General features: G+C 45.9%; 2 protein-coding genes. Both read left to right on the top strand.

Translation table 11 applies throughout. The annotated features are described in order from the left end of the window. The first annotated feature begins 677 nt into the window (after window positions 1-677). The gene (locus MKY16_RS25260) at window positions 678-9,548 is read left to right on the top strand and encodes an amino acid adenylation domain-containing protein (RefSeq protein ID WP_445744875.1); all 8,871 of its coding nucleotides are present in this window, start codon (window positions 678-680) and stop codon (window positions 9,546-9,548) included. Between the two features lie 23 nt (window positions 9,549-9,571). Further along, complete coding sequence (locus MKY16_RS25255; RefSeq protein WP_340957681.1) at window positions 9,572-14,197, top strand: amino acid adenylation domain-containing protein; 4,626 nt, start codon at window positions 9,572-9,574, stop codon at window positions 14,195-14,197. Window positions 14,198-14,205: the final 8 nt, after the last annotated feature.

Below are 14,205 nucleotides of genomic sequence, written 5' to 3'. Positions count from 1 at the left end.
TATCCGACCCTTCAGAAGCATCGACAAGGGACGCGGATGAAATGGTCATCCCACTAACCCCGGATCAAAAGCAGTTCTGGTTCGCTTAATGCCAAGAAACGAAGTGACTCCCGTTCTGACACGCGAACACATTAATGTGAGACGTTAAGGTGAGACGTTAAGGTGAGACGTTAAGCAAACTGTCCAATCCCGCATTTATTTTGCTGAAAAATCGGGTAAAGTGCACCTTGGCGTCTTTACGCTCCAAGTTTGATAAAATGTCAGGTTCTATTCTTTGGACTTGACATTTTTAGTAGTACACCCAGTATGGGCATCAGTTATGTCATCGAATTCAATTGTCATAAATTGACGCATGTCAATGAGTAAACGAAAATATTTGGTTTTTTTGGGATCATTACTGGAAAAAACTATATCCTGCATAATAAGTTAGATAAGCGCATTTAGCCATTGATGGTTTAATAAAACAAATTAGATCCTCGCTTTACCAGATGGATAATTATATTTTATTAGTATGAGGATGGTTTCTTTATACAGTGGACCGTTCATATTTACCTTCTTATGAGAACTTTATCTTGTACCCCTAGCTAGGTTATATCGTGTTTTTTAGGCTAGCCCATAGTTGGAAAGGATAAAATTAATTCCTTGAATACCCCATAGTAAAGGAGTCTGAAAAGATGGTGAATGAGTATTTTTCGACGGAATCTGCTTCCAATCCGCAAAAATCTACGATTACTAATAAACTGTCAAAAATAATCGAAAGTGTATCCCAACTCAGTCCAGACGAATTAGAGCCGCAAAAACATTTTTTAGAACTGGGTTTAGACTCTATTCTTCTGTCTCAGGTGAGACACAGCATTAAAAGTACGTTTGGCTTGGATATCCCGATGAACGAGTTTTTTGAATCACTGACTACGCTGGAGTTGCTGACAAACTATATTGCTGATAGGGTAGCCTCGACCTCTGAAGAATTGACCCGGAATTCGGAGGAGCTTCAGTTGACTGCGTCGTCCAGTGTCACCTCTTCGGTGCCTTCCGTCTTGCCGGGCTGGAGTCAAAAATCCACTACCCCTATAGAAGATCCCGCATCCCATGAAAGCAAGCTATCAAATGAGGATATATTTGCGGGGAGAGAACGAATTTTAGAAATGCAACTTCAACTTATGTCGCAGCAAATGGAAATACTGTGTCAATCTCGGCTTACACCAGTGGCAATGCTTGAATCGCTTTCACTACAAACTGCTGTCGAGCCTCAGACATCCGCGATGAAGGAGATAGCTGCCACAGTTACTTCTGTTTCCCCCGTACAGGCTTCCGTGTCAACTGTTTTGCCAGACGGAAAAGAATCGAAAGCATTTGTTCCCTATCAAAAAATAAATGTGCAAGCCCATAATTCACTTTCACTTAGGCAGGAAAAGCATCTGCAAAAGCTGATTGAACATTATACGATGCGCACACGAAAGACCAAAGAGTATACTCAGCAATACAGGTCTGTATACGCCAATAACCGGAATGTGGCCGGATTTAGGCCTGCTCTCAAGGAAATGGTGTATCAGATTATATCTCAGCGTGCAGAGGGTTCTAAAATTTGGGACTTGGACGGTAATGAATATATTGATTTGACGATGGGGTTTGGGGTCAATTTGTTTGGTCACAACCCATCCTTTATTCGTGAATCGATAGAAAAGGAAATACATAACGGAATGTGCCTTGGACCGATGTCCAATATGGCCGGGCAGATTGCCGAAAAGATTTGCAAGATGACAGGCATGGAACGAATGGCGCTATATAACTCGGGGACAGAGGCGATTATGGTGGCTCTTCGGTTAGCTCGGGCTGCCACCGGGCGGGATAAAGTGGTGATTTTTTCTGGTTCCTATCACGGTACTTTTGATGGAATATTGGCATTGGGGGGGACAACGGATGACAGGGAACAACATTCCACTCCCCTGGCACCTGGTGTACTACAGCACATGGTGGACGATGTCGTTGTGCTCAGTTATGGAACGGACGAGTCACTCCAATATATCCGCTCCCATGCCCATGAACTGGCTGCTGTTCTCATAGAGCCCGTGCAGAGTCGTCGCCCTGATTTCCAGCCCGCAGCTTTTCTGAAGGAAGTACGACAGATTACGGAGCAATCCGGGACCGCGTTCATTTTTGATGAGGTAATTACAGGCTTCCGTATTCAGCCGGGGGGCGCGCAGGCGTGGTACGGGATTGAAGCCGACCTTGTAACTTACGGTAAAATCATTGGGGGCGGGCTTCCCATCGGTATCGTGGCAGGGAAAGCATCGTTCATGGATGGAATTGATGGAGGAGTGTGGAGCTTCGGAGATGACTCTTATCCACCGCATGAGCAACAGCGGACGTTTGTAGCGGGAACTTTTTGCCATCACCCCCTGGCTATGGCAGCTTCCCTGGCCGTACTAGAGCAGTTGGAGAAGGACAGGGGGCAATTGCATAACGAGCTGAATAGTCGTACGAAGGCGTTCGCAGTAGAACTGAATCACTATTTTATGGAGGAACAGATACCTATAAAGGTCGTTTACTTCGGTTCCTTGTTCCGTTTCATCCTTAAAGGTGACTTGGAACTATTCTTCTATCACATGCTGGATAAAGGAATTTATATATGGGAAGGCCGGAACTGTTTTTTGTCAACGGCTCATACTACGGAAGATATAGAGCGGATTGTACAGGCAATTAAAGAGAGTGTTAATGAGCTGCGCAAAGGAGGATTTCTGCCGGATCTGTACCCTCATGAAAACCATCTAAACAAGCCTTTTATTCCTGAAACTGCAACTGCAGACCTTAAGGAATCGACGATTATGCTGACTCCGGATCAGAAGCAGTTATGGTTCGCCTCGGTCTCGGATTCAAAGGAATCGCAGTCGCTTCATGAGACTGTTTTACTGCGTTACCGGGGTCCGCTACATCTTAAGGAATTTAATGAAGCTGTCCATCGCATTGTTAAACGTCACGAAGCCTTACGCACCTTCATGGGAGATGATGGAGAAACGCAGATCATCGCCCCGGCAATGACCCTCAGCATTCCGCTGCATGATATCAGCAGTCTTTCTGTAGAGGAGCAGAAACACGATATTCGTGCTTGGATGGAGAAGGATAGGGAGACCGTATTCCCAATAAGTACGGGCGAACCTTTATTCCGTATCCGGCTTTTAAAAACGTCGAATGAGAAGCACATCGCTGCATTTACATTTCATCATCTGATTGCAGATGGCTGGTCCATCGGAGTGTTTTTCCATGAATTGGAACAATTTTATTCCGCTTGTGTACAGGGGGAACACTGCACGCTTCCCGACCCTGTTCCGTTTCGAGATTTCGCAGCATGGCAGCAAAACCAGTTAGAGGCAGGTGGAGCGACTGCCCTTGCTTTTTGGTCAGATGTACTTGCGAAGCCATTGCCCGCCCTTGACTTGCCGTCTCTCCAACGCAACATCAGCTCTCCTTCTTCGCGCGGAGCACGGCACACCATTGTGGTGGATGCACCTCTGGTGAAGCAACTGAAATCAGTCAGTATTCGGCTTGGCAACAGCATGTTTGTGACTTTATTATCTGTTTTCCAGCTTTTTTTACACAGAGTGACAGGCCAAAATCAAATCATGGTAGGTATTCCAACCGCAGGGCAATCTCATATGGGTGTGTCCCCGCTAATTGGCAACTGCGTTAACTTGCTCCCAGTGATTTGTGAGGTAGACTCTGGAGCAACGTTCACGGAATTCACACAGACGGTCAAGCGAGTAATGCATACGCTGGATGCTTATCAGAAATACAGCTTTGCCGGACTTGCCCAGATAGGATTAAGGCATTTGCCCGTCCTTAACGTGTTGTTTAATATGGATAGGCCCATTCCAGAGTTTCACTATTACGGACTGGAAACAGAATTGTTGGAGCATGAAATATTGTCCACTCAATATGAGTTGTTTCTGAATGTTACGGAGTCTGGTCAGCAGTTGCGGCTTGATTTCGACTATGCTGCGAGTCTTTTTCAACAAGACACTCTGGAAGTATGGGCGCAATACTTTTTACATCTGCTGAGCTCGGTTGTGCAGGAAGACGGAATGCGGATATCTGCGCTGTCTTTGCTTCGAAGTACGGAAAGGGAGCGGCTTTTGGAAGTGTGGGGGACATACGCGGATTCTAAAGGGAATTATCCTTGTGTCCTTGACAAATATAAACATCCGTCTCCTACGGGTACCATCGGACAAGTATATTTGGCCACATCCGCTGGTTTACTGGGAACGACGCTGGAATGGGCTTATATCGAGGTTGGAGGGAGAATTCGACATCTCGGTGCAGCCAACCGAGATGTTCTTATTCGCGGTCATCAAGTGAATCTTGAGCAGATAGAGAAACATCTTTTGCGAGCACTGGATTTGGATGCCTGTGTTTTGACGGCACGGAAAGACGGTGAGAGCAGTAACTCTTCGTATCTAGTGGCTTATATAGTGGACAATAATTCTAATTCGTGGGATATAGCGAAGCTGAAAGAGAGTGTTAGCTCAATACTTCCTGATTATGGGCAACCTCGCTTTTGGGTTCTGATGGATAGTATCCCTCTTTTGGCTGATGGGAAGCCGGATTTTCAATTATTGCCGAAACCAGAAGATATCAGGATAGAGGACTCGCAGAAGCAGGTTTCTGACAGCAATATGACTGAGGACAAACTGATATCCATATGTAAGGAAGTTTTGAATGTATCTGATATCAGATACAATGATAATTTTTTTCAAATGGGTGGAGACTCCTTAAAAGCGACTGTTCTTCTAAGCAGAATTAACAAGGAATTCGAAGTATATATTCCGCTGGTACAAATTTTACATTTGCAAACGATTGCACAACTGGCGGCACATGTAAAAGGAGGACAAAAGCGAAAGTTTGAGCCGCTTGTTCCGGCAGATTTACAGCCCTTTTATCCGGTATCTCCCGCTCAAAAAAGAATGTATGTGCTGGATCAACTGGGTGGAGGTGCAGCGTATCATGTATCGGGTCAACTGCATATAGAGGGAGAGTTACACGTTTCCAGGTTCATTGATGCAGTGAAGGAGGTTTTTTCACGGCATGAATCCTTTCGGACGTATTTTGAGATAGTAGACGGGGAAACCGTGCAGAAGGTACAGGATGTGCTTTTACTGGACATTCCTGTTACTCCAATTTCCGAAGAGGATGCTAATCACGCCCGTGAACTGTTTATTCAGCCATTTGACCTCAGTAAGGCTCCTTTAATTCGTGCTGAGCTGTTCGCAATCCATCGTGACCAATTTATGTTGCTGATCGATATGCACCATATCATTTCAGACGGCTTCTCAATGGCAGTATTAATGGATGAGATCAGTACGCGGTATCAGGGTATGCCACTTGCCCCCATTGACGTTCACTACAAAGACTATGTCGTTTGGCAAAAACAACATTATGCCGGAGACAGCCAAGCAAAGGATGAAGCATTTTGGTTAGACACGTTGGACGGCGAGCTCCCTGTATTAGACCTGCCAACTGACTTTGCTCGTCCGTCAAGTCAGAGCTTCGCAGGGGACAGCCTTACCTTCATTGTGCAATCCAAGCTGACGGATAGACTTAATCAATTGGCAAGAGACACGGGAGCAACGCTCTTTATGGTGCTTTTGGCAGCTTATAATGTGCTGTTAAGCAAATACTCCGGGCAAGAGGACTTCCTCGTAGGTACACCGGCAGCGGGTAGAGGGCATGCGGATACGGAAGCGATGATCGGCATGTTTGTGAATACTTTAGTTCTCCGTAATCGACCGCTGGCGTCTCAGCCATTCAGTGCTTTTCTGGAGGACGTAAAACATAACACTCTGCTTGCGTTGGAGCACCAGGAATATCCATTTGACCAACTGGTCGACAAACTGGATCGAGTACGCGATGTAAGCCGCAATCCCATCTTTGATACGATGTTCAGTCTGCAAAATAAGGGAACAGAGGTCATTGAACTCAGCGGACTTCGTTTGCAACCGAATGAGTTTAATGCAGGTGTATCGAAGTTCGATCTTTCATTACATGTAACGGAAACTCAAGACCAGTTAACTTTCACCTGGGAGTATGCTACCAGCCTGTTTAAGCTGGAGACAATTGAGCGATTTGCCCTCCATTATATAAAAGTGTTGGAAATCGTAACTCAAGATGTCGGAATTCGCTTGGCTGACATGGATATGCTGACAGAAGAAGATAAGCACTTATTACTATATGAGTTCAACAACACCTCCGCCTATTTTCCGCGGGATGCAACGATTCACGGAAGGTTTGAGCAGCAGGTTAGCAGGACTCCAAATGACATGGCAATCATATTTGGAGATAAGTGTATGACTTACCAAGAGTTGAATGAGCTGGCGAATCGTTTAGCGCGAACGTTGCGGGCGGAAGGAGTGGGACCGGATCAGCCGGTAGGGATTATCGCTCAGCGTTCACCTGAGATGATGATTGGCATCTATGCAATTCTAAAAGCAGGTGGAGCTTATGTACCCATTGACCCGGGATATCCACAGGAAAGAATTCAATATATGCTTGAAGATTCGAAAACACAACTGGTGCTGACACAACCACAGTTTGCAGAAGAGCTGGAGCAATATGCGGACTGCAAGGTAATGGTGTTGGATTATGCTTCCACGATCATGGCTTTGCAAGCATCCAGGTCGACGGAGCCTACGACCGACTGCATGAGTAGCTGGCATGAAGATGCCTCCAACCTTGAACCTATAGCAGAACCCAACCATGCGGCCTATATCATTTATACATCCGGTTCTACAGGGAAACCGAAAGGGGTTATTGTTGAACACCGCTCAGTCGTGAATCGGCTCTGCTGGATGCACAATAGATACGGCCTAAGCGCAGAAGATACGATTTTGCAAAAAACTGCCTTTACTTTTGACGTATCCGTATGGGAGTTGTTCTGGTGGTCGATGGTAGGCTCTAAAGTAAGCTTATTGCCAATCGGCGGAGAAAAGTCTCCCGAACAGATCTTGAACACGATTAATGAAGACAAGGTAAGCACCCTTCATTTTGTACCCGCGATGCTGCATATTTTTCTGGAATATCTGGAGCAGCAGCCAAGGGAAACAGTGCAAGCAAAATTGAAAACGTTAAAACATATATTTGCCAGCGGTGAAGCATTGCCTCCTCAGCAGGTGGCGCGTTTCTATCGAATTATGTCAGGGATTGGAAGCGCAAAACTAATTAACTTATATGGTCCAACAGAAGCTACTGTAGACGTTTCATTCTTTGAATGCGAGCCTGTGGAAGAGCACTCGGTGATCCCGATCGGTAAACCGATTGATAATATTCATTTGTATGTTGTACAGGAAGGTACAGTGCGATTGCAGCCGATTGGAGCGGTGGGAGAACTTTGTATCAGTGGTATAGGAGTAGCCCGTGGCTACCTTAATCGACCGGAATTGACAAAGGAGAAGTTCGCTACTAATCCGTTTAACAGCGCGGAGGGTTATGAGCGGATGTACCGCACAGGAGATTTGGTGCGTTGGATGCCTGACGGCAACATTGAATATCTAGGGCGGATCGATCAACAGGTTAAAGTAAGAGGATATCGCATTGAACTGGGTGAGATTGAAGCGCAGTTGCTGTCCGTAGACGGAATCCAGTCAGCAGTGGTCGTAGCGCGGGAAAACAAAGACGGCTACAAGGATTTGTGTGCATACTTTGTGGCTTCTGAGCCATTAAGTCCGCTGGACGTGCAGAATGCGCTCAAGCAGAAGCTACCGTTTTATATGATTCCAGCATATGTGGTGCCTCTACAGCAGCTTCCTCTTACGGCCAATGGAAAAACGGACCGAAAAGCTTTGCCTGAGCCGGACCGTCATGACTCTTTTCAAACGGATTATGTTGCTCCGAGAACTGATGTCGAAAGGGCGCTGGTCGTGGTATGGCAAGACGTTTTGGGATGTGATCATATAGGCGTTCGAGATCATTTTTTTCTGCTTGGCGGCGATTCTATTAAGGCCGTTCAGGTGGCCTCACGTCTGCGTCAGCATGGTTATTCCCTTGACATTTCTCTTTTGATGGAGCACCCGTTCATTGAGGATCTCAGCAAGCTTGTGACAACTTTGTTCCGCTACACAGATCAGAATTCGATAGATGGAGAGATTCCAATAACATCGATTCAGAGGCAGTTGAATGAACTGGGTACATTTTACACCTTGCGTACGACAACATCCATGCTATTTGCGGGTAACCCGGACTTCGATGAGGATCTGTTACGGTTTGTGCTGCAAACATTAACTACTCATCACGAGGGATTACGGCTTGGTCAGGCGTCGATCGACGAACCGTCAACCCTTGTATACCGAGATGAAAATGAAGAATGGTTCACACTTGATGTGTTCTCACTTGCAGATGATGACCATCAAGCTAGCAAGCAATTACAGAGCGAATGCTTCCGGATTCAAAACAGTTATGGAATGTTTGAGGGACCCAGAGTACGCGCAGGCTTGTTCCGGATGTCGGGCTCCGACCAGTTCTTTCTTTCTGTAGATCCGCTAGTGGCTGATCCCACATCTTGGCGTATCCTGCTTGAGGATTTCACAACTGCCTATGAACAAGCTCTTAACGGGGAACCGATAGTGCTTCCTGACAAAACAGATTCTTACCGCTCCTGGATGCGGTGGCTAGAAGACTATGCAGACAGCAAAAAGCTGGCCAAAGAGAAACTCTACTGGCTGGATAAGGTTAATTTCAATGGCGAATTTATACCGAAGGATCATAAGACACCTGTACATTCAGAAGCACTTCGTCCAGTAGAGCATTGCATCATACAGCTTTCGGACGAGAAAACAAGCCAGCTGTTAACACGGGCTAACCAAACCTATAATACGGTGACCGCTGAGTTACTGCTTGCTGCATTGGGACTGACTATAGTGGAATGGTCTGGACAGTCTAAGATTGCCATTGGATTTGAGCATTATGATCGGGATCAACAAACTGTGACTTCGGACAAACCGGGCCTTTCAAGAACCGTAGGTCAATTCGGTTCCATATATCCGCTTGTTCTGGATATGGAGCCTGGAGAAGACAGTTCTCTTTTGCTCAGAAACGTAAAGGAGACGGTCCGGCAAGTACCCAACCAGGGTTTAGGATATGGATTACTAAAATATGGAGCTGCATCCTCTGGCAGATCAGAATTTAATGCTCAGTATTACCCGGAAATTGGCTTCCGCTTGATTCATTCTGAACCGGTCAGTTCCTCTCACTTTCATACTTCGCCTATGGATGCTGAATTATGGTCCGGCAAGAATTGTAGCGTTTCTGATTTAGCCTATTCCCTCTATCTGGATGGGCGGATGAAATACGGTAAGCTTTCCATCTGCATGCTTTATAACCGTCACGCGTATGAAGAAGATACTATCCGAATGCTTCTGTTGCGTTTTGAGCATCATTTGTCGGGCATTATTCAGCATTGTCTGGACCAATCCGGACGGCAACTAACACCATCGGATGTGGGAGCACGTGGTTTGGATCTAGATGAGTTTGAAGAGATGAAGCAGTTTTATGAGAATCTATAACGATTCGTCCGAGGAGGATATCCATGATCGAAGGACTTGAAATTGAAAAAGTGGTCAACTTGACTCCCTTACAGGAAGGAATGCTCGTTCATGCGCTGATGGAACCAGAATCACAGGCTTATTACGAGCAATTACGTATTTCTATTCGGGGAGATCTGGATTGGAATGCCCTGCAAGAAAGCTTTCAGCTGTTGGTTCAGCGTCATGAAACACTGCGCTCGAACATTTATCATAAATCCGCTTCTCGTTCGCGGCTGATTGTCTTTAAGAAGCGAAACACGGCGATTACTTACGAAAATATGACAGAGCTGACCGGAAAGGAGCAAGCCGATGCTATTCGTAGATTTATGGATGTGGACCGTAACACCCATTACGATTTGAGCAGGGATATGCTCATCCGGATGGCTGTACTTCAAACGGATAAAGATGCTTATACGTTACTTGTAAGTTTTCACCATATTATTATGGACGGCTGGTGTCTTGGCATCATAATGGACGAGTTGTTAACGGCCTATGAGGCTTATCGTACAGGCCGTCCCGTTCAATTGCCTGAACCACGACCTTACACCGGGTATGCCGACTGGCTTGAAGAACAGGATCAGGAGGCGGCCAAGGGCTACTGGAGTTCTGAATTACAAGGTTACGAACAAACGGCTGGACTTCCGATGCTAAAAACTCCAGCTACAACTCCTGAAAAAGGCGGCTATCTGCTGCAGGAATATAGAACGACGCTGACGGAAACAGAGACCAGCACTTTGCGGGCGATTGCTGAATGCAATGGGACCACGCTCAGCAGTCTTTTTCTGGCCGCCTGGGGAATTGTACTTGGTCGTTACAACGGAAGCAAAGACGTAGTTTTTGGCACGGTGGTATCTGGCCGCCCGTCGGAATTGGATGAAGTAGAGCGAATTGTCGGATTGTTCATTAATACCATTCCATTACGAATTAGATTAAATGAAGAAAAGAGTTTTGTTGAATTATTGCGCGATGTCCAGAGAGCCTCTGTCCAAGGAAGGAGGAACGGATACTGTTCACTTGCTGAAATCCAGTCGCAATCTGCACTCAAGCAACGCTTGCTTGATCATATCGTTGTATTCGAGAACTATCCGCTGGAAAACATGATCGGGAGACGGGACTGGCAAGACAAACTCGGATTCATTATTGAGGACGCTCGGTTATTCGAAGAAATACCGTATGACTTTAATATTGAGGTTGAAGATAAGAAGGCAATGAGTTTCATATTGTCCTATAACGGCAAGGTCTATAGCAGTGAAGCGATGAAGCATCTGGCCCATCATTTGAAGCATGTCTTCCTGCAAATTGCCAGTAATGCAGATGTTTGCCTCCGTGACGTTCGGCTGTTAACAACCGAAGAAGAGGCTAATATGACGAAATTATGGAGCGGACCCGTTGTCCAGTTTCCTGCACTTACTTTTCACGGGATATTCGAAGCGCAGACGGAGCGTACACCAGAACAAGCGGCCGTCATATATGAAGATACGATGCTCACTTACAGACAACTTAATGATAGAGCAGACGCTCTTGCCCATCTTTTGCAGAAGCGTGGAATTACACGGGAGAGTCTGGTCGCTGTCATGGTTGACAGGTCTGTTGAAATGATAGTGGCGGTGCTGGGCATTATGAAAGCCGGAGCTGCCTATGTGCCAGTAGATCCCGTGTATCCAGAAGAACGTATTGAATATATGCTGCGTGACTGCGGAACGACGATTGTGCTTACGCAATCTCACCTGAAGGGCTGGCTGAAAACAATGGATTTTATGGGCGAGGTAGTCGATCTCGCTACCTTGCCACTCCAGTCCGAGATGGATTCGAACAAGCAGTATATCTCCACATATGAGCCCAGCTCTTTGGCGTATGTCATTTATACATCGGGTACCACAGGTAAGCCCAAAGGCGTTATGGTTGAACATCAACAATATGTCAACACCGCACTCGGTTACAGACACAGCCAAGGATTTAAAGATTTCCCTATTAAGCTACTGCAAATTGCCAGCATGTCGTTTGATGTGTTTGCATGCGATTTGGCCAAGGTATTTGTCAATGGAGGTACCTTGGTCATTTGTCCTGAAAACGTGAGAAATGATCCAGCTGCCTTGGCTACACTGTTGGAGCAGCAGGAGATTACTACGTTTGAGACGCCGCCTGTGCTTTTAGCTCTGCTATTGAATTACATCTATGAGCATGGTACAAATATCAGTTCTCTAAAGCTGCTTACTACTGGAGCAGATAGCTTGGCTGTTGCTGATTACCGTAAGATGTTGACCCGCTTTGGCAGCAAAATGCGGATTATTAATACGTATGGAGTTACCGAAGCCGCAATCGAATCTAGTTTTTATGAGGACGAGCTGGAAAAATTGCCTCTGTCCGGTATTGTCCCTATCGGCAGAGCTCTACCGAATCATAAGTTATATATTGTTGATGACAGGATGCGTCCGGTCCCTGTCGGTGTAACGGGCGAGCTGTGTATTGGTGGAGCTTCTGTAGCGCGGGGATATCTTAATAGACCGGAGCTTTCGGCTGAGAAATTCGTGTCTGATCCGTTCTCAACGGGTGGACGCTTGTATTGTACTGGGGATCTGGCACGCTGGCAGCCAGATGGGAATATTGATTTTATCGGGCGAGCTGACTACCAATATAAAATTCGCGGATACCGGATTGAGCCTGGAGAAATCGAATCTATTTTGCTCGAAACGGAAGGAGTACGCCAGGCAGTTGTTGTTGATCGACTGGATAAAGCGGGACAAAAGTACTTATGTGCCTATGTTGCAGGTGCAGCTGAGAAAGACATACTGCGAGATAAACTGGCTCAGCAGTTACCAGTCTACATGGTTCCAGCCCAGATCATTGTATTGGAACAGTTGCCATTGACCCATAACGGGAAAATAGACCGATCCAATCTGCCCGAACCGGATGAAATAGCACCGGTCGATAGCATATATGAGGCACCACAGGATGAATTGGAAAAAACAATCGCTTTGATCTGGGAAGAAGTGATTGGCGTTAAACCAATTGGATTACACAACAACTTTTTCGAGCTTGGCGGGGACTCGATTAAAGCATTGCAAATTGCAATCCGCTTAAATGCCAAAGGCCTGAAAATGGAAGTAAAGGACTTATTCCGTTACCCTGAAATTCACCTGATAGCGCCGTTTATAAAAAAAATCACCCGTATCATTCCCCAAGGGATTGTAGAGGGTGAGGTAGAATTGACACCCATTCAACTCGATTTTTTTCAGCATCATCGGAGAGATCGTCACCATTATAATCAGGCGGTCATGCTGCAAAATGATGAAGGATGGAGTGAATTATGGCTGAAAAACGCCATGGACAAGCTGGTAGCCCATCACGATGCATTACGGCTCATTTTTGTGGAAGAGGAAAAGGGAGCCTCCGCCTATAACAGGGGAGTGAACGAAGGTGAGTTCTTTACATTAACGAGCTATGATTTGACACAATCAAGCCAGCCTGAAGAAGAAATCCGACACATTGGTGATGAGCTGCAGAGCAGTTTGGATCTGCAACGAGGTCCTCTCATACGTTTAGCTTTATTCCATTTATCCGGTGAAGATCATCTGATGCTCGTTATCCACCATCTTATTGTAGACGGTGTGTCTTGGAGAATTTTGCTGGAAGATTTGGGCACCGCCTATGATCAGGTAGCTCGGGGTGAGATGCCGAATTTGCCTGCCAAGACTGATGCTTACAAAGAGTGGGCTTCAGGACTGACCACTTACGCCGAAAGTGTACAGGTACGCCAAGAAATCAGCTACTGGAACAATGTAGACTCACGCAGGATACGTCGATTGCCAAGGGATCATGAAATCGCGGTTAGCCTGATACAGGATCGACGCCTAGCGGAGGTGGTACTCAGCAGGGATGAGACGGAAAAGCTGTTGAAGCATGTACATCATGCCTATCATACGGAAATGAATGATCTGTTACTTACAGCCTTGGGTCTGGCTTTTTATGATTGGAGCGGTTATAACGAAATCCCGATTTTGCTGGAGGGGCACGGTAGGGAGGAGATCATTAAAGATTTGGACATCTCTCGTACAGTCGGCTGGTTTACCTCCCTGTATCCTTTTGTAATCGAGGTCAACAGACCCGAAAATTTGGCCTATCAGATCAAAATGGTTAAAGATAAGCTGCGGCGGGTGCCTAATAAGGGCATCGGTTATGGTATTTTACGTTATTTGACCAAAGACCAGACTAAATCCGCTTCTCTAGTCGCAGCACCATTCCCGGAAATTAGCTTCAATTATTTGGGGCAATTCGACGAAGAAAACAGCGCAGACATGCTTTGGCGTATTTCCAGATTAGCAGACTTAGCCAATGGTGAGAGAAGCCCGCGTGCGGAAAAGACGAATACATTTGACATTAACGGCATGATAACGAACGGAATCCTTCGGTTTGGATTTGAATATAACGGGCTTGAATATGGTGCAGCGACGGTAGAGCGATTAACGATCGGCTTTAAAAAACATCTATTAAATCTTATCCATCATTGTTGCACTAAGGATCAGGCGGAGCGGAGCCCTACGGATTTTACATATAATCAATTGTCTATGGGGCAATTTGAACACATATCGAGCCAATTATCAGATAAGCTGGGAAATCTGTTGAAATAAAGGATATC

The sequence above is a fragment of the Paenibacillus sp. FSL L8-0641 genome (genome assembly GCF_038006265.1).
GTDB lineage: Bacteria > Bacillota > Bacilli > Paenibacillales > Paenibacillaceae > Paenibacillus > Paenibacillus polymyxa_D.
The sequence above is the reverse complement of the archived record's forward strand: the minus strand, read 5'-3'. Positions and strand labels throughout refer to the sequence as shown.